Source organism: Curtobacterium sp. L1-20 (genome assembly GCF_048755855.1).
Lineage (GTDB): Bacteria > Actinomycetota > Actinomycetes > Actinomycetales > Microbacteriaceae > Curtobacterium.
This window is the reverse complement of the sequence record NZ_CP151473.1, coordinates 2,073,506-2,090,929: the sequence shown is the minus strand read 5'-3', so window position 1 is coordinate 2,090,929 and position 17,424 is coordinate 2,073,506. Positions and strand designations below refer to the sequence as shown.

14 protein-coding genes are annotated in these 17,424 nt (G+C 70.7%); 1 reads left to right on the top strand and 13 read right to left on the bottom strand.

From position 1 onward, the window contains the following. Window positions 1-143: 143 nt before the first annotated feature. The 7 genes from AAEP86_RS11365 to dusB form a co-directional block, all read right to left on the bottom strand. Window positions 144-1,862, bottom strand: a complete 1,719-nt coding sequence (locus AAEP86_RS11365) for an ABC transporter ATP-binding protein (protein ID WP_420367444.1) — start codon at window positions 1,860-1,862, stop codon at window positions 144-146. Then, window positions 1,859-2,857, bottom strand: a complete 999-nt coding sequence (locus AAEP86_RS11360; RefSeq protein WP_420367443.1) for an ABC transporter permease — start codon at window positions 2,855-2,857, stop codon at window positions 1,859-1,861. The genes AAEP86_RS11365 and AAEP86_RS11360 overlap by 4 nt, the downstream gene beginning before the upstream one ends. 2 nt (window positions 2,858-2,859) lie before the next feature. Further along, window positions 2,860-3,954, bottom strand: a complete 1,095-nt coding sequence (locus tag AAEP86_RS11355) for an ABC transporter permease (protein ID WP_420367442.1) — start codon at window positions 3,952-3,954, stop codon at window positions 2,860-2,862. 90 nt (window positions 3,955-4,044) lie between these two features. Continuing rightward, window positions 4,045-5,661 carry an ABC transporter substrate-binding protein gene (locus AAEP86_RS11350; RefSeq protein ID WP_420367441.1) on the bottom strand — a complete coding sequence of 539 codons (1,617 nt, stop codon included), beginning with the start codon at window positions 5,659-5,661 and terminating at the stop codon, window positions 4,045-4,047. Between the two features lie 323 nt (window positions 5,662-5,984). Beyond that, window positions 5,985-7,913, bottom strand: coding sequence for a DNA primase (gene dnaG / locus AAEP86_RS11345; RefSeq protein ID WP_420367440.1), 1,929 nt, complete (start codon window positions 7,911-7,913; stop codon window positions 5,985-5,987). Between the two features lie 166 nt (window positions 7,914-8,079). Further along, window positions 8,080-9,375: a deoxyguanosinetriphosphate triphosphohydrolase gene (locus AAEP86_RS11340; protein WP_420367439.1), complete on the bottom strand. Its 1,296-nt coding sequence runs from the start codon at window positions 9,373-9,375 to the stop codon at window positions 8,080-8,082. Then, window positions 9,372-10,526: a tRNA dihydrouridine synthase DusB gene (gene dusB / locus AAEP86_RS11335; RefSeq protein WP_420367438.1), complete on the bottom strand. Its 1,155-nt coding sequence runs from the start codon at window positions 10,524-10,526 to the stop codon at window positions 9,372-9,374. The genes AAEP86_RS11340 and dusB overlap by 4 nt, the downstream gene beginning before the upstream one ends. A 47-nt stretch (window positions 10,527-10,573) precedes the next feature. Between dusB and AAEP86_RS11330 the strand changes: the two genes are divergently transcribed. Then, a complete protein-coding gene (locus AAEP86_RS11330; protein WP_420367437.1) occupies window positions 10,574-11,056 on the top strand; it encodes an aminoacyl-tRNA deacylase in 483 nt (160 codons plus the stop codon). A 5-nt stretch (window positions 11,057-11,061) separates the two neighbouring features. Here AAEP86_RS11330 and AAEP86_RS11325 read toward each other — a convergent pair whose 3' ends face one another. The 6 genes from AAEP86_RS11325 to leuA form a co-directional block, all read right to left on the bottom strand. Beyond that, window positions 11,062-11,250, bottom strand: a complete 189-nt coding sequence (locus AAEP86_RS11325; protein ID WP_420367436.1) for a hypothetical protein — start codon at window positions 11,248-11,250, stop codon at window positions 11,062-11,064. After that, the gene (locus tag AAEP86_RS11320; RefSeq protein ID WP_420367435.1) at window positions 11,247-11,996 is read right to left on the bottom strand and encodes a DsbA family oxidoreductase; all 750 of its coding nucleotides are present in this window, start codon (window positions 11,994-11,996) and stop codon (window positions 11,247-11,249) included. The genes AAEP86_RS11325 and AAEP86_RS11320 overlap by 4 nt, the downstream gene beginning before the upstream one ends. 161 nt (window positions 11,997-12,157) lie before the next feature. Further along, a complete protein-coding gene (locus AAEP86_RS11315; protein ID WP_420367434.1) occupies window positions 12,158-13,543 on the bottom strand; it encodes a glycine--tRNA ligase in 1,386 nt (461 codons plus the stop codon). Between the two features lie 118 nt (window positions 13,544-13,661). Beyond that, window positions 13,662-14,468 (bottom strand): isoprenyl transferase, encoded by an 807-nt coding sequence (locus tag AAEP86_RS11310; protein WP_420367433.1) that lies wholly within the window; start codon window positions 14,466-14,468, stop codon window positions 13,662-13,664. Beyond that, window positions 14,465-15,331 (bottom strand): DNA repair protein RecO, encoded by an 867-nt coding sequence (recO, locus tag AAEP86_RS11305; protein ID WP_420367432.1) that lies wholly within the window; start codon window positions 15,329-15,331, stop codon window positions 14,465-14,467. Before recO ends, AAEP86_RS11310 begins: the two co-directional genes overlap by 4 nt. A gap of 173 nt (window positions 15,332-15,504) precedes the next feature. After that, window positions 15,505-17,274, bottom strand: coding sequence for a 2-isopropylmalate synthase (gene leuA / locus AAEP86_RS11300; RefSeq protein ID WP_420367431.1), 1,770 nt, complete (start codon window positions 17,272-17,274; stop codon window positions 15,505-15,507). Between the last annotated feature and the right edge of the window lie 150 nt (window positions 17,275-17,424).

The following is a 17,424-nucleotide window of genomic DNA, read 5'->3' as shown; positions in this document are numbered from 1 at the left end:
TCCCCTTCCACGCCGCCCCCTGGCGGCGGTTCGCGACGGGCCGGGTGCACCGGCCGTCGTGCGTGGTGCGGTGGAGGCGACCGCCTGGAGGCGCGGCTCGCGTCGACGACGCACGCCGCGCCTCCTGGGCGGGTCACGTCGGGTCAGGACCCGGCGTTCTCCAGTGCGACCAGCGTACGCCGTCGCTCTGCCTGCTCCGCTGGGTCCGGGACCGGCAGGGAGGCGAGGAGCCGCTGCGTGTACGGGTGCTGCGGTGCGCCGAGGACCTCGGCGGTCGTGCCGGTCTCGACCAGGTCGCCGCGGTAGAGCACCGCGATCCGGTCGGACAGTGCGCCGACGACCGCGAGGTCGTGGCTGATGAACAGGGAGGCGAACCCGAGGTCCTGCTGCAGCTCGAGGAACAGCTCGAGCACGCGTGCCTGCACCGACACGTCGAGCGCGCTCGTCGGCTCGTCCGCGATGAGCAGCTTCGGCCGGAGGGCGATCGACCGCGCGAGCGAGGCACGCTGCCGCTGTCCGCCGGAGAGCTCGTGCGGGTAGCGGTCGCCGTACGCGGCCGGGAGCTGCACCATCTCGAGCAGCTCGCCGACCCGCTTCCGGGCCGCGCGCGGGCTCGACGCCTCACCGTGCACGACGAGGGGCTCGGCCACGCACTCGGCGATGGTGAGCAGCGGGTTGAACGAGGTCGCCGGATCCTGGAAGACGAACCCGATGTCCTTGCGGTGCCGCTTGAAGTCGCGCTCCTTGTAGCCGAGCATCTCGGTGCCGAGCACGTCGAGCGAGCCGCCGGTGATCCTGGTGAGACCGGCGATGGCGCGGCCGATCGTCGTCTTGCCCGAGCCGGACTCCCCCACGAGGCCCAGGACCTCGCCGGGACGGATGTCGAGGTCGACGCCCTTCACCGCACGGAACGCCGCCGACCCGAGCCGACCCGGGTACTCGATCTCGAGTCCCTTCGCCGACACGAGCGGCTCGACGTCCGTCGTGATCGCGGCGCGGCGTGCTGCACCGGTCGACGCCTCGAGCCGCGGCACGGCGGCGAGCAGGCGCTTCGTGTAGTCGGCCTGCGGCGACGCGAACAGCTGCGCGACCGGGGCTTCCTCGACGACCTCGCCCTGGTACATCACCGCGACGCGGTCCGCCAGGTCGGCGACCACGCCCATGTTGTGCGTGATGATCACGATCGCGGCGCCGAACTCGTCGCGGCAGCGGCGGAGCAGGTCGAGGATCTCCGCCTGCACCGTCACGTCGAGGGCCGTGGTCGGCTCGTCGGCGATGATCACGCTCGGTTCGAGCGCCAGGGCGCTGGCGATCACCACGCGCTGCTTCTGCCCGCCGGAGAACTGGTGCGGGTAGTGGTCGACGCGCGTCTCCGGGTCCGGGATGCCGACACGGCGCAGGTAGTCGATCGCCTTGGCGCGGGCCTCCTTCTTGGAGACGCCGCCGTGTGCCCGGAGGCCCTCGGCGATCTGCCACCCGACCGTGAACACCGGGTTGAGCGCGGTCGACGGCTCCTGGAAGACCATCGCGCCGGCCGTGCCGCGGAGCTCGCGGAGCTTCTGCGCGCCGACGCTGATGACGTCGGTCCCGTCGAGGTAGACCGCGCCGCCGAGCGTCGCGGTCTCCGGCATGAGCCGGAGCATGCTCCGGGCCGTCACCGACTTGCCGGAACCCGACTCGCCGACGAGGGCGAGGACCTCGCCCGGACGGACGTCGATGCTGACGCCCTTCACCGCGTCGACGGCGCCGCCGTCGGTGGCGAAGGTGACGGTCAGGTCGTCGACGACGGCGACCGGTTCCGTCGTGGTGTCGTCGGCCTGGAGGCGCGTGGATGCGCCGGGCCGACCGGTTGCGTCCGTCATGCGGCCGCCCCTTCCGTGGTGCTCGCCTGACGCTTCGTGGACACCAGCTGCTTCAGCCGGCGACGGGCGCGCAGGCGCGGGTCGGAGATGTCGTTGAGGCTCTCGCCGATGAACGTGACGCCGAGGACGAGCACCACGATGGCGACGCCCGGGAAGACGCCGGTCCACCAGACGCCCGACGCGACGTCGGACAGGGCACGGCTGAGGTCGTAGCCCCACTCCGCGCCGCTGGTCGGGCCGATGCCGAAGCCGAGGAAGCCCAGCCCCGCCAGCGTCAGGATCGCGTCGCTCGCGTTCAGGGTGAGGATCAGCGGGAGCGACCGCGTCGAGTTCCGCAGGACGTGGCGCGTCATGATGCGCCACGGGTTCGTGCCGAGCACGCGGGCCGACTCGACGAAGGCCTCGTTCTTCAGCCGGACGGCCTCGGCGCGGACGACCCGGAAGTACTGCGGGACGTACACGACCGTGATCGAGATGGCGGCGGCGATGATGCCACCGGCGTAGCTCGAGTTGCCGCCGGAGATGACGATCGACACCACGATCGCGAGCAGGAGCGACGGGAACGCGTAGATCGCGTCGGCCACCACCACGAGGATCCGGTCGAGCCATCCGCCGATGTAGCCGGAGACCATGCCGAGGATCACGCCGACGATGATCGAGACCACCACGGCGACGATGACGACGAGGACGGCGGTGCGGGCGCCGTAGACCACGCGACTGAAGACGTCGAAGCCGCCGACCGTCGTGCCCCAGACGTGTTCGGCGCTCGGGGCACCGGTGCGCGGGAAGCCCTGACCGGCGGCGTCCTGCAGCTGGCCGAAGCCGTACGGGGCGATGAGCGGCGCCGCGATCGCGACGATCAGGTACAGGGCGCAGATGACCACGCCCACGATGAGCATGGCGCGCTGCCAGCCGGTGCTCTTGCGGAGCTGGACCACCACGGGGAGCCGCTTCCAGAGCGGCTCGTGGCGGTCGACGAGTGCGATGTCGGACATCGTCAGAACCTCACTCTCGGGTCGATCAGGGCGGCGACGACGTCGACGATGAAGTTCGTCAGCGCGACGATGACCGCGAGCATCGCGACGATGCCCTGGACGGCGACGAAGTCGCGGGCCGACAGGTACTGGTTGAGCTGGAAGCCGAGCCCGCGCCAGCCGAAGGTGGTCTCGGTCAGGACCGATCCGCCCAGCAGCATGGCGATCTGCAGACCCATCACGGTGATGATCGGGACCAGCGCCGGACGGAACGCGTGCGTCCGGACGAGCCGCGCCTCCCGGACGCCGCGCGAGCGGGCCGCGTCGACGTACTCGGAACCGAGCGAACCGATCATGTTCGCGCGCACCAGCCGCAGGAAGATGCCGGCGGTGAGCAGACCGAGCGTCAGCGCGGGCAGGACGGCGTGCGACAGCACGTCGCCGATCACCTGCGCGTTGCCGGTGCGGAGCGCGTCGATCAGGTAGATGCCCGTCGCGCCCGGGATGTTGTCGAGGATGAGCGACACCCTCGTCGAGGCGCGGTCGCTGAGCGGCAGCCAGCCGAGCCAGACCGAGAAGACGAGCTTGAGCAGCAGACCGCCGAAGAACACCGGGGTGGCGTACGTGAGGATCGCCAGGGCGCGGAACAGCACGTCCGGCCACTTGTCGCGCAGGTACGCGGCGAGCATGCCGAGCGGGATGCCGAGCACGAGGGCGACGATGAGGGCGTAGAAGACCAGCTCGGCCGTCGCGCCGCCGTACGTGACGATGACCTCGGTGATCGGACGGTTGTCGGTGGAGGTCGTGCCGAAGTCACCGCGGACGATGTTGCCGAGGTACTCCAGGTACTGCACGAACACCGGACGGTCGTACCCGGCGGCGTGCAGGCGCTCCTGCAGCTGGTCCGGGGTGAGGCGACCACCGACCGAGGCGGTGATCGGGTTCCCGATGACGCGCATCAGGAAGAAGACGAGTGTCACGAGGATGAACACCGTCGGGAAGATGAGGAGGAACCGGACGAGGATGTACCGGCCGAGCCCGCCGCCGCTCTTGGCACCGCGTTGTGCCTGCGGCTTCGTGGGCTCGGACTCGACCGCCTCGGGGGTGGTGAGGGTCACTGGGAGGATGCCTTCCGGGCGTGAGCGCGGGCGCGCGGGCGTCCCTCGTGGGAACGCCCGCGGCCCGCGCTGGTGGTGCGGTTCTGGTGCTTACTTGCTCAGCGTGGCGTAGCGGAACTTGTACGAGGAGTCGAGGGTCAGGCCCTTGACGTCCTTCGCCGCGACCGCGACGGACTTGCCCTGCAGCAGCGGCAGCGTCGAGATCTGCGTCGCCTCACGCTCCTGGGCCTGCTCGATGTAGGTGGCGCGCTTGTCCTTGTCGGACTCCTGCTGCTCCTTGGCGATCAGGCCCTGGATCGTCGGGTCGTCGTAGTGGTTCTGCACGAAGTTGTCCTTCGTGAAGAACGGCGACAGGTAGTTGTCGGCGTCCGAGAAGTCCGGGAACCATCCGAGCTGGTACACCGGGTACGCGTCCTTGGTGCGCTCCTGCGCGTAGGTCGTGTAGACGGTGGACTGGATGTTCACGGTGAACAGGCCCGAGTTCTCGAGCTGCGTCTTGAGCTCGGCGTACTCGTCGTCCGACGTCGAACCGTAGTGGTCCGGCGCGTACTGGATGTCGAGCTGCACCTTGCCGGTGACGCCCGCCTTCGACAGGGTCTCCTTCGCCTTGTCGACGTCCGCGCCGCCGTTGCCGTCGCCGTAGAGCTTCTCGAAGGGCTTCGCGGCACCCGTGAGGCCGTCCGGCACCATCGAGTAGAGCGGCGAGTAGGTGTCGTTGTAGACGTCCTTCGCGAGCTTCTCGCGGTCGACGACGTCCGCGACGGCCTGGCGCACGGCCAGGGCCTTCGCCTCGTCCTTGTTGGACTGGCTCGCACCGAACGGCTGCGTGTTGAAGTTGAAGACGAGGTAGCGGATCTCGCCGCCGGGGCCGTCGGTGACCTTGACCTTGTCGTCCTTGCGGAGGTCGGCGATGTCGGTCGGCGTCAGCGAGCGGTACGCCACGTCGACGTCGCCCTTCTGCACGGCGAGCTTGAGGTCGGTCTCCTTGGTGTAGTAGCTGGCGGTGACCTCGGAGGTCTTCGCCTTCTCGAGGAGGCCGTCGTACTTCGGGTTCGCCTTGTACTGGATCGTGTCGTTCTCCTTGTACGAGGTGATCTCGTACTGCCCGGCGAACGCCTTGCCCTTGACGATGTCGGCGGCGGGGGTGAGCTTGTCCGCCGAGAAGACCTGCTCGTCGACGATCGGACCGGCCGGGCTGGAGAGCACCTGCGGCCAGGTCTGGTCGGCGTGGTCGAGGTGGAACACGACGGTGGTGTCGTCCGGCGTGTCGATGCTCTTGAGGTTGGCGAGCAGCGACTGCGGGCCGTTCTCGTTGTTGATCTTGAGCTCGCGCTCGAAGGAGAACTTCACGTCGCTGGACGTGAGCTTGTTCCCGTTCGCGAACTCGAGGCCCTTCTTGAGCGTCACCGTGTAGGTGGTGTCGTTGGTGAACGCACCCTTGGTCGCGATGTCCGGCTTGACGTCCGGGCTGCCGACGGGGGTGTTCATCAGGAACGGGAAGACCTGGTTCTGCACGGCGAAGGAGCCGTTGTCGTACGAGCCGGCCGGGTCGAGCGACGTGATCTTGTCGGTCGTCCCGATGCTCAGGCCGTTCAGGTCGGTGTCGCTCACGCTGCTGCTCGCGCAGCCGGTGAGCACCAGCGCCGTCGCTGCTGCCCCGGCGCCGAGCGCGATGCCGCGCTTGCCCCACTTGGTCACGGATGCCATGTCCGATGCCTCTCTCGGTGATGATTGCAAGAGCTCCTCGGCCGGCGGGTGGATCGTCTGTGTGCCCGGCCAGGAACGCTCATTGCTATCACCCTGTCACGGAATGCAACGAACTCAGAGCGATTTGTTTACACCGCTGTAATGCACGAGCGCGTCGTGTGGCGCAGAATCCGTGCGCCGGTGCGCGGCGCGCCGCGCAGGAAAGTTGCGTGGTGCAACGTGTGCGGGGCTGGGTGCGGTGTCCGTCGAGCGCGCGCCCGCGAGCGCGCGCCCGCCGACCCCGGACGCCCGGACTGCCGGACGGGACGCGGTGTCCGGCACCTCTACGCGCCGGAAGCCGCCTCGGCGTCGGCGCGGAGCCGCAACCGCTGCGCGTCGATGTCGACGAGCTGCCGCTGGAGCTCCGCGCGCCGGTCGGCCTGCTGGTGGGGGTCGGCCCGCTGCAACTGCCCGAGGAGCGACGCCTTGCGGGCGAGCAGGTCGCGCTCGACCAGCGCGACGACGATGCTCCGGGCGTAGAGCGCGAGGTCCTCGTCGGTGCGGGCCGGGATCGGCGCGAGCGCGAGCTCCTGCACCAGGCCCCGGAACGGTGCGGGGACGTCCTGCAGCAGCCGGTCCAGCCAGTCCCCCGCCCCGACCGCGTCGACGTTCGCGACGACGGCGTCCCGCACGACCGAGAGCATCGGCGCCGAGAACGTCGCCGACGCCGCGAGTCCGAGGAGCGGCACGCCCACGTGGCCGGGCTGCTGCACCATCGCCATCACGGCGTCGCGCTCCATGCGGGTGATCGGGTCGTTCGGCAGGAGCCGGAGACCGGCGATCGGTTCCTCCGGCGGGGCGACCAGCTCGCCCCCGGGACCGGCCTGCCCGACCGGCACCGTGCCTCCGGTGCGGCGGTCGTCGCCACGCGACCCGGCGCGCTGTCGTGCGGACTCGACGGCGCGACGGACGTCGGGGATGTCCATGCCCAGCCAGCCGGCGAGCTCGCGGACGTAGCCCTGCGTGAGCGAACGGTCGCGGATGCCGGCGAGCACCGGGGCCGCGGCGCGGAGCGCACTGACCCGTCCCTCGACGGTCTCGAGGTCGTGGCCGTCGAGCCCGCGCCGGATCATGAACTCGAACATCGGGCGCTTGCTCGCGACGAGACGTCGGATCGCGTCGTCTCCGCGGGCCAGCCGGAGGTCGCACGGGTCGAGGCCACCGGGTGCCACCGCGACGTAGGTCTGGGCGGCGAACCGCTGCTCCTCGGCGAAGGCACGGGACGCCGCGCGCTGTCCGGCCTCGTCCGGGTCGAAGGTGAAGACGACCTCGCCGTTGGCGTTCGGGTCGGCCCCGGCCAGGTCACCCAGCATCGGGCGGAGGACCTTGATGTGGTCGACCCCGAACGACGTGCCGCACGTGGCGACAGCGGTCGTGATGCCGGCGAGGTGGCAGGCCATGACGTCGGTGTAGCCCTCGACGATGACGACCTGCTTGCCCTTGGCGATGTCACGGCGGGCGAGGTCGAGCCCGTAGAGCACCTGGCTCTTGTGGTAGATCGGGGTCTCCGGCGTGTTGAGGTACTTCGGGCCCTTGTCGTCGTCGAGCAGCCGGCGCGCGCCGAACCCGATCGTCGCCCCGGTGACGTCGCGGATGGGCCAGACCAGACGCCCGCGGAACCGGTCGTACGGGGAGCGGTCGCCCTGCCCGGCGAGCCCGGCGGCGAGGATCTCGTCCATCGAGAACCCGCGGCTGCGGAGGTGCTCGCGCGTGGCGTCGTACGACTGCGGCGCGAAGCCCACGCCGAAGTGCTGGGCGGCGGCGGGATCGAAGCCGCGCTCCCCCAGGAACCGGCGGGCGGGCTCGGCGGCGGCGGTCGTGAGCTGCGACTGGTAGAAGACCAGGGCCGCCTCGTTCACGGCGATCAGCCGAGCACGCTGGTTGTAGTCGGTGCGGGGGCCGTCGCCCTCTTCGTAGTGGAGCGTGTAGCCGATCTTGGCGGCCATCCGCTCGACGGCTTCCTGGAAGGTCGTGTGGTCCTGCTTGATCACGAACTCGAAGACGTCGCCGTCCTCGCCGCAGCCGAAGCAGTGGTACCGGCCGACCTGCGGACGCACGTGGAACGAGGGCGACCGCTCGTCGTGGAACGGGCAGAGCCCCTTCAGCGAGCCGACCCCGGCGGACTTCAGGGTGACGTGGTCGCCCACCACGTCAGCGATGTTGACGCGCGCGCGGACCTCGTCGATGTCGTTCCGCGCGATCCTGCCAGCCACCCCTCGATCCTAGTTCGTGGGAGCGACACCACCCGACCGTCGTCGGCCCTGTGCACAGCCTGGAGGCGCGGCGTGCGCCCGCGACGGACGGGCGCCCGACGGCACGGCCGGGTCCACGGCACGCGGTGCTGCCCGGAGCGACGGCTGCGGTGCCACGACGGTCCGGTCAGACCGGGATGTGCACGGCCTCGCGCTCGCCCGCGACGAGCCGCTTGTGCCACGCGAGCGCCCCCTGGTCCGTCAGGCTCGCGACCTGGTCGACCACGGCGCGCAGGCGTCCGGCGTCGTCGCCGGCATCGCGCCAGTCGGCCGCGAAGCCGGGTTCGAGGTCGGCGCTGCCGCTGGCCGCGAGGGCGTCGAGCAGCTCGGTGAGGATCCGCCGCTGTTCCTCGTAGACGGGCTGGCGGTCGCCGTGCGTCATCACGAACGCCGCGACGATGCCCTTGAGGACCGCGATCTCGCCGATGATCTCCGGCGGGGTCACGACCGACGCCGCGAAGCGCACGAGCGAACCGGACGCGTACGACTCGCGCGTCGCGGTGGTCGCCGTGCGGGCGAACCGGCCGATGAGCTGCGAGGTGAGGTTCTTGAGCCGTGCGGCGTCCTGTCGGGAGCCGTCGTACGCGGTCATCCACAGCGGCAGCGACCGCAGCCGGTCGAACGCCTCGAGCAGCTCGTCGCGACTGAGGTCCGACCCGACCCACGCGTGCATCGCGGACACGATGTCGTTCTCGCCGACGCGGTCCCCGAGCGCGGCGACGTCGATGAAGCCGGCGACGACGGCGTCCTCGAAGTCGTGCACGGAGTACGCGATGTCGTCGGAGAGGTCCATCACCTGCGCCTCGATGCACCGCTGCCGACGGGGAGCACCTGCGCGGAGCCACTCGAACGCGTCGTGGTCGTCGTCGTAGAAGCCGAACTTCGTGCGACCCGACGACGCCTCGGACACGCCCTGCGCCGCCGGCCAGGGGTACTTGCAACTGGCGTCCAACGACGCGCGCGTGAGGTTGAGCCCGTAGGGGCGGTCCCCGGAGGCGCCGGACCGCGGGCCGTAGACCTTCGGCTCGAGCCGCGTGAGGAGTCGGAGCGTCTGCGCGTTCCCCTCGAAGCCGCCGATGTCGGCCGCCCAGGCGTTCACCGCGGTCTCCCCGTTGTGCCCGAACGGCGGGTGCCCGATGTCGTGGGCGAGGCAGGCGGTGTCGACGACGTCGGGGTCGAGCCCGAGCGAGTCGGCCAGTTCGCGGCCGACCTGGGCGACCTCGAGCGAGTGGGTGAGCCGGTTGCGGGCGAAGTCGAGCCCGGCGGTCGGGCTGAGCACCTGCGTCTTCGCGGCGAGCCGACGGAGCGCGCTGGAGTGCAGGAGGCGGGCGCGGTCGCGGGCGAAGTCGGAGCGGCGGTTGCCGTGCGTCTCGGGCAACCAGCGTTCGGCGTCGGCGGGCCCGTACGACGAGGTGGCGCTCATCCGCCGCTGTGGTGCAGCTCGGCAGCAGCGAGGACCTTGCGGAACTCGCCGTCGACGTCGCGCGACTCGAGCCAGCGGTCGGGCAGCGCGGTGCGCTTCGGGTGCCCGGCACGACCGCGCGGCCCCTCGGCATCGGCGCCCGGGTAGGGCGCCGCGTGGTCGAGCTGCGCGAGGAGGTCGTCGATCTCCTGCAGGCTCGAGGCCGTCGCCAGACCGGATCGGACGTCGCTGCCGATCGGGTACCCCTTGAAGTACCAGGCGACGTGCTTCCGGATGTCACGGCAGCCGTGGTCTTCGGACCCGAAGAACTCGACCAGCAGTTCGGCGTGCCGACGGAAGCCGTCCGCGACCTCGCCGAGCGACGGCATGTACCGGAGCCCCTCGCCACGGAACGCCGCCGCGAGGTCACCGAACAACCACGGGCGGCCGAGGCAGCCCCGGCCGACGACGACGCCGTCGGCGCCGGTCTCGTCGACCATGCGGAGCGCGTCGGCGGCCGACCAGATGTCCCCGTTGCCGAGGATCGGGATGTCGGTGACGGTCTCCTTCAGGGTGGCGATCGCCGACCAGTCGGCGTGCCCGGAGTAGTGCTCGTTCGCGGTGCGGGCGTGCAGCGAGACCGCGGCGACCCCGGCGTCACGCGCGATGCGGGCGGCGTCGAGGTAGGTGAGGTGGTCGGAGTCGATGCCCTTGCGCATCTTCACCGTGACCGGGACGTCGCCGGCCGCGCGCACCGTCTTCGTGACGAGCTCGCGGAACAGGTCGAGCTTCCACGGCAGCGCCGCCCCGCCGCCCTTGCGCGTGACCTTCGGCACCGGGCAGCCGAAGTTGAGGTCGATGTGGTCGGCACGGTCCTCGGAGACGAGGATCGTCGCTGCCTCGGCCACGGTGTTCGGCTCGACGCCGTAGAGCTGGATCGACCGCGGGGTCTCCGACTCGTGGTGCTGGATGAGCTGCATCGACACCGGGGTCCGTTCGACGAGCGCGCGCGAGGTGATCATCTCGCAGACGTACAGCCCGGCCCCGTACTCGCGGCAGAGTCGTCGGTACGCCATGTTCGTGATGCCGGCCATCGGCGCGAGCACGACGGGCACGTCGACCTCGATCGGGCCGATGCGCAGAGGCTTCCGGGGGGCTTGTGTGATCGTCATACCTGACCCATCTTCCCACGTCGGTGTGCGCCGGTAGCGTTCTCCACATGACGACCGACGCCATCACCCGCTTCGACGCCGACGCCGCCGCCCGCGGCCTGCAGGTCGAGGTGCTCCAGCGCCCGGCGGCGGACTCCCTCGCCGAGGCCGCCGCGCTCCTCGGCCTCGAACCGGGCGACATCGTGAAGACCCTCGTGGTGAAGCGCCACGACGGCGGTTTCCTGCTCGCCCTCGTGCCCGGCGGCCGCAGCATCGCGTGGAAGAAGCTCCGCACGGTCGTCGGCGTCAACAAGCTGTCGATGCCCGATGCCGCCACCGCGCTCGAGGCGTCCGGCTACGAGCGCGGCACGATCACCCCGATCGGCGCGACCGGTGACCTGCCGGTGTACGCCGACGAGCGCATCCTCGGCCGCCGTGTCGCGCTCGGCTCCGGACGCCAGGGAGCGAGCGCGTTCGTCGACGCCGACGAGCTCGTCGCCGCCTACGGCGCGACGGTCGCCGACATCACCGACGAGGAACCCGCGCGCTAGGACCCTCAGTCGGGCACCTCGGTCCAGTCGCCCTCTGCCCCGGGCACGACGACCGCACTGTCCACGAGACAGGAGTCGCCCTCGCAGATCGGCGCGACGCCGGGCGTGACCAGCGTGAGCAGGGCGGGTCGCGCCTCCTGTCCGACCGTCCGGAGGCGCGGTGCACCCGCCGCGTCCACGCGCAGGTCCGTCATCGGGTCGCCTCCGCATCGGCTGCCGCGTCCTCGGCGGCGCGCTGCTCGGCGTCGGCGAGTTCCGCCGGCGTCGTCTCGCGCAGTGCGACGACCTGGGTGAGCACCTGCTCGAACGCCGAGGGGTCCTGCGCGCCCGAGACGCCGTACTTGCCGTCGATGACGAAGAACGGGACGCCGTTGATGCCGTACTGCTGTGCCTGCGCCTGGTCGGCGCGGACCGCTGCGAGCTGGGCGTCGTCACGCAGGGTGGTGAGGACCTCGTCGCGGTCGAGCCCCACCTCGGCGGCGAGGTCCGCCAGCGAGGCGTCCTGCCCGACGTGTTCACCGCGTTCGAAGTAGGCGGCGAAGAGCCGCTCGACCATCTCCAGCTGCTTGCCCTGCTGCTTTGCCAGGTGGATGACCTGGTGCGCCTTCACGGTGTTGGTGTGGTGCAGGGCGTCGTAGTCGTACTGCAGGCCGACCTGGGCGGCGATGCCGGCGACCTGGTCGATCATCTGCTGGGCCTGCTGCACGGGCAGGCCTCGGTGCTGTGCGAGGAACTCGGCCTCGGAGCCCTCGAAGTCCACCGGGGTGTCCGGGCTGAGCTCGAAGGAGTGGTACTCGACCTCGACGGGCCGGGCGGAGTCGGTCGCGGCGAAGGCGGCGACGCCGGCTTCGAACTTGCGCTTGCCGATGTAGCACCAGGGGCAGGCGATGTCGGACCAGACGTCGACCTTCACGGTGTCGTTGCGGGTGGTGTCGTTCACGCTCGGTGCAATGCGGGCGTGCGCGCACCTATTCCGGCGTGGGGCGCTGTGCGCCGCGCGTCGGGCGCCGGGCCCCGCGAGGATCAAACCAGCGAACCGACATCGAACCAGGCCGATGCCGTGGTTCGATGTCGGTTCCGTGGTTCGGCAGCGACCGGCGGCTAGGCGCCGAGCAGCCGCTGCGCGAGGTACCCCTGCAGCTGGTCGAGCGCCACGCGCTCCTGCGACATCGTGTCGCGCTCGCGCACCGTGACCGCCTTGTCCTCGAGCGTGTCGAAGTCCACGGTGATGCAGAACGGCGTCCCGATCTCGTCGTGGCGACGGTAGCGGCGCCCGATCGCACCGGCGTCGTCGAAGTCGACGTTCCAGTACTTCCGCAGGTCGTCGGCGAGGCCGCGGGCCACCGGGGACAGCTGCTCGTTGCGGGACAGCGGCAGCACCGCGGCCTTCACCGGCGCGAGGCGCGGGTCGAGCCGCAGGACGGTGCGCTTGTCGACGCCGCCCTTCGCGTTCGGGGCCTCGTCCTCGTGGTAGGCGTCCAACAGGAACGCCATGAGCGCACGCGTGAGACCGAACGACGGCTCGATGACGTACGGCACGTACTTCTCGTTGGCGGCCTGGTCGAAGAACCGGAGGTCCTTGCCGGAGGACTCGATGTGGTTGTTGAGGTCGAAGTCCGTGCGGTTGGCGACACCCATGAGCTCGCCCCACTCGGTGCCGGCGAAGCCGAAGCGGTACTCGATGTCGGCGGTCGCGTCGGAGTAGTGCGCGCGCTCCCCGTCCGGCACGTCGAAGCGGCGGAGGTTCTCCGGGTCGATGCCGAGGTCGGTGAAGAAGGCAACCGCGTCCGCGATCCACTGCTCGTAGTGCTCCTGCGCGGTGGCCGGCGGCACGAAGTACTCGATCTCCATCTGCTCGAACTCGCGCGTGCGGAAGATGAAGTTGCCGGGCGTGATCTCGTTGCGGAAGGCCTTGCCGACCTGGCCGATGCCGAACGGCGGCTTCATGCGGCTCGTCGTGACGACCTGGGCGAAGTCGACGAAGATGCCCTGGGCGGTCTCGGGGCGGAGGAAGTTCAGGCCTTCCTCGGACTCGACCGGACCGAGGTACGTCTTGAGCATGCCGGAGAACTCACGCGGCTCGGTCCACTGGCCACGGGTACCGCAGTTCGGGCAGGCGATCTCGGCCATGCCGCCCTCGGGCGCACGGTTCTTCTTCGCCTCGAACGCCTCGATGAGGTGGTCCTCGCGGAAGCGGTGGTGGCAGTGCAGGCACTCCACCAGCGGGTCGGTGAAGGTCGCGACGTGCCCGGAGGCCTCCCACACCTTGCGCGGCAGGATCACGGCCGAGTCGAGGCCGACCATGTCACCGCGGCCGCGGACGAACCGCTGCCACCACTGCCGCTTGATGTTCTCCTTGAGCTCGACACCGAGGGGCCCGTAGTCCCACGCGGAGCGGGATCCGCCGTAGATCTCCCCCGACTGGAACACGAAGCCACGGCCCTTGGCCAGGGCGATGACGCTGTCGAGACGGGAGGACTGTGCCAAGAGGAGCTCCAGGGATCGCCGAGCTGGGTGCTCGGTGCGGAAACGTACCGGGCAAGCGTACCGGCGTTCCGGCCGGACGCGAGGCGCGGCTCGACGCCCGTGGAGAACCGACGGCCCGTCAGGCCGTGGGCGCGTCCACCGCCCCGCCGAAGCGTCGGTCGCGGCGCGCGTACTGCTCGATCGCTCCCCACAGGTCGGTGCGCCGGAAGTCGGGCCAGAGCCGGTCGAGGAACACCATCTCGGCGTAGGCGGACTGCCAGAGCATGAAGTTCGAGGTGCGCTGCTCCCCCGAGCTCCGGAGGAACAGGTCGACGTCGGGCAGCTCGGGCACGTACAGCCGCTTCGCGAGGGCCTTCTCGGTCACCTGGTTCGGCGTGAGGCGTCCCGCGGCGACGTCCTCGGCCAGGCTCCGCACGGCGTCGACGATCTCGTTCCGGCCGCCGTAGTTCACGCACATCGTCAGCGTGCACACGTCGTTGTCGGCGGTCATCCGCTCCGCGGTCTCGAGCTCGTCGATGACGCTGCGCCACAGCCGCGGGCGCCGTCCGGCCCACCGCACCCGCACACCCCACTCGTGCAGCTGGTCGCGGCGCCGACGGATGACGTCACGGTTGAAGCCCATGAGGAACCGGACCTCGTCGGGCGAGCGCTTCCAGTTCTCCGTCGAGAACGCGTACGCCGACACGTGCTGCACGCCGATCTGGACGGCCCCGGCGACGACGTCGAGGAGCGAGGCCTCGCCCATCCGGTGTCCCTCGATCCGGGTCAGCCCGCGGGCGTTCGCCCACCGACCGTTGCCGTCCATGACGATCGCGACGTGCCGGGGCACGAACTGCTGCGGGATGGCCGGAGGCTGCTCCCCCGTCCAGTCGACGGGCCGGAGCGGCTCGGACGCGGCGGACCGACGGGAGGCGCGCGGGCTCATGCAGGGGTTCCTTCGGGCTCGGACGGGTGCGGGGACGGTCCCTCGACGTCGGCGGTGACCACCGGCACGGCGGGCGCGGGCGTCGCGGCCACCGCGGCGGGGACGCCCCCGGGGGTGGGTGCGACCGTCGCGGGGTGCTCGGTGCGGTCGACGTGCGGCAACGACCGGAGCGATCGTTCCAGGTGCCACTGGGCGTAGGCCGCGACCACGCCGGACGCCCGGGAACGGGTCCGTTCGTCGGCGGCGTCGACCACGCTCCAGTCCCCCGCCAGCAACGACCCGAGCAGGTGCAGCGTCGCCGGGTCGAGGCGGGGCGTCCCGGGTGGAGCGGCCCGGTCGGCGACGACCCCACCGAGCTGGACGACGAAGGCGGAGTGCGGCCCGGGCTCTCCCGTCACCGCGCAGTCCTGGAACGACGGCGCCCACCCGGCGATGCTCATGGCACGCAGCAGGTAGGAGTCGAGGGTGGCGCTCGACACGTGCTCGCCGCGGGACAGGGACCGCAGGGCGCCCACCAGGAGCAGGTACTGCTGCAGCCCCGCGTCCGCCTCGCTCAGCCGGTCGGCGGTCTCGACCATGGCGCTGGCGGCCGTGTAGGCGCCGTAGTCCGCGACGATCTGCGCGCCGTACGACCCGAGGGACTCGGCCTGGGTGACGATGTCGAGCGACCGGCCCTCGTAGAACTGCGCGTCGACGACCATGAAGGGCTCGAGGCGGGAGCCGAACTTCGACGCCGTCCGGCGGACGCCCTTCGCGACGGCGCGGATCTTGCCGTGCTGCCGGCTGAGCATCGTGACGATGCGGTCCGCTTCCCCGAGCTTGTGGGTGCGCAACACGACGCACTCGTCCCGGTACAACGGCATCCACCCAGTATCCCCCGCTGTACCGACACCCCGCGCCGCCGCGCGCGCCTGGGCGAGCGTCCGGCAGGATCGCGCGCGGCCGGACGACCGACGGGAGGCGCGGTGGGCGTCGGACGCGCACCGCGCCTCCCGGCCGGGTCACGTCCAGAGCGCGACCGGACCCGTGGAGCCTGCTACGCCGAGACGAGCTCCGGCGTGCCGGACGCGGCGCCGGCGCGCACCGCGCGGTTGACCGCCGAGACGATCGCCTTGAGCGACGCCGTCGCGATGTCGGCGTCGATCCCGACGCCCCACAGCCGCACGCCGTCGACGTCGAGCTCGACGTACGAGGCGGCCTTGGCGTCACCGGAGGCGCTCATCGTGTGCTCCGAGTAGTCGTAGAGCGTGACGTCCACGCCCTGCTCGCGCATGACCGAGAGGAACGCGTCGATCGGACCGGTCCCCACGGCGTCGGCGTCGACCGAGCCGTCGTCGACGCGCATCGCGACCGAGAGCTTCGTCGTGCCGTCGAAGTCGCTCGACGTCGCCGTCTTCGTGATCTCGTAGCGGCCCCACTTGTCCGACTCGTCCGTGGCGGGCAGGTACTCGTCGCGGAACAGGTCCCAGATCCGCTCCGAGGAGAACTCGCCGCCCTCGGCGTCGGTGCGCTGCTGCACCACACCCGAGAACTCGATCTGCAGCTTGCGGGGCAGGTCGATGGCGTGGTCGGTCTTCAGCAGGTAGGCGACCCCACCCTTGCCGGACTGCGAGTTGACGCGGATGACGGCCTCGTAGGAACGGCCGATGTCCTTCGGGTCGACGGGCAGGTACGGCACGGCCCAGGCGATTTCGTCGATGGGCTTCCCCGCGGCGTCGGCCTTCGCCTGCATCGCGTCGAAGCCCTTCTTGATGGCGTCCTGGTGGGAGCCGCTGAAGGCCGTGTAGACGAGGTCGCCCGCCCACGGCTGCCGCTCCGGTACGGGCAGCTGGTTGCAGTACTCGACCGTGCGCTTGACCTGGTCGATGTCCGAGAAGTCGATCTCGGGGTCGATGCCCTGCGTGAACAGGTTCATGCCGAGGGCGACGAGGTCGACGTTGCCCGTGCGCTCCCCGTTGCCGAACAGGCATCCCTCGATGCGGTCGGCACCGGCCATGTACCCGAGCTCGGCGGCGGCGACGGCGGTGCCGCGGTCGTTGTGCGGGTGCAGCGACAGGATGACGTCCTGCCGGTGCGCGAGGTGCCGGGACATCCACTCGATCGAGTCGGCGTACACGTTCGGCGTGGCCATCTCGACGGTCGCCGGCAGGTTGATGATGACCTTGCGCTCGGGCGTCGGTTCGAAGACCTCGAGCACGGCGTTGCAGATCTCGACGGCGACCTCGAGCTCCGTGCCCGTGTAGGACTCCGGCGAGTACTCGTAGAACACCGTGGTGTCGTGCTGCAGGTTCGCCTCGGCCGCACGACACAGCTTCGCGCCCGCGACCGCGATGTCGACGACGCCCTGCACGTCGGTCCGGAAGACCACCTCGCGCTGCACGATCGACGTCGAGTTGTAGAGGTGGACGATGGCCTGCTTCGCGCCGTCGATCGCCTCGTACGTGCGGTTGATCAGGTGCTCGCGCGCCTGGGTCAGCACCTGGATGGTGACGTCGTCCGGGATGGCGCCGTCGTCGATGAGCGAGCGGACGAAGTCGAAGTCGGTCTGCGACGCACTCGGGAACCCGACCTCGATCTCCTTGTAGCCCATCCGCACCAGGAGGTCGAACATGGCGCGCTTGCGCTCGGAGTCCATCGGGTCGATGAGCGCCTGGTTGCCGTCACGCAGGTCGACGGCACACCAGCGCGGTGCCTGCTCGATGCGCTTCGTCGGCCACGTCCGGTCCGGCAGCTCGACGCGGATCTGCTCGTGGAAGGGGACGTACTTGTGGATCGGCATCCCGGAGGGGCGCTGCGTGTTCTGCATGGTGTCGCACTTTCGTCGTGAGGTGGGGTGTGCGGCCACGACGGACTCCGCGACGAGGTGGGCCGGAGTGTCAGGCCTCGTCGCGGCAGCGAAGGAGGAGGAGCGCAGCGTTCATCTCGGCCACCGTAGCACTGGCCCGGCGACGTGTGA

Coding starts and splice junctions, on each gene's coding strand:
- AAEP86_RS11325 (WP_420367436.1), bottom strand. CDS start 11,250: ATGACGGACCTGCGCGTGGACGCGGCGGGTGCACCGCGCCTCCGGACG.
- AAEP86_RS11330 (WP_420367437.1), top strand. CDS start 10,574: ATGACGACCGACGCCATCACCCGCTTCGACGCCGACGCCGCCGCCCGC.
- AAEP86_RS11365 (WP_420367444.1), bottom strand. CDS start 1,862: ATGACGGACGCAACCGGTCGGCCCGGCGCATCCACGCGCCTCCAGGCC.
- dusB (WP_420367438.1), bottom strand. CDS start 10,526: ATGACGATCACACAAGCCCCCCGGAAGCCTCTGCGCATCGGCCCGATC.
- AAEP86_RS11310 (WP_420367433.1), bottom strand. CDS start 14,468: ATGAGCCCGCGCGCCTCCCGTCGGTCCGCCGCGTCCGAGCCGCTCCGG.
- leuA (WP_420367431.1), bottom strand. CDS start 17,274: ATGCAGAACACGCAGCGCCCCTCCGGGATGCCGATCCACAAGTACGTC.
- recO (WP_420367432.1), bottom strand. CDS start 15,331: ATGCCGTTGTACCGGGACGAGTGCGTCGTGTTGCGCACCCACAAGCTC.
- AAEP86_RS11340 (WP_420367439.1), bottom strand. CDS start 9,375: ATGAGCGCCACCTCGTCGTACGGGCCCGCCGACGCCGAACGCTGGTTG.
- AAEP86_RS11360 (WP_420367443.1), bottom strand. CDS start 2,857: ATGTCCGACATCGCACTCGTCGACCGCCACGAGCCGCTCTGGAAGCGG.
- AAEP86_RS11350 (WP_420367441.1), bottom strand. CDS start 5,661: ATGGCATCCGTGACCAAGTGGGGCAAGCGCGGCATCGCGCTCGGCGCC.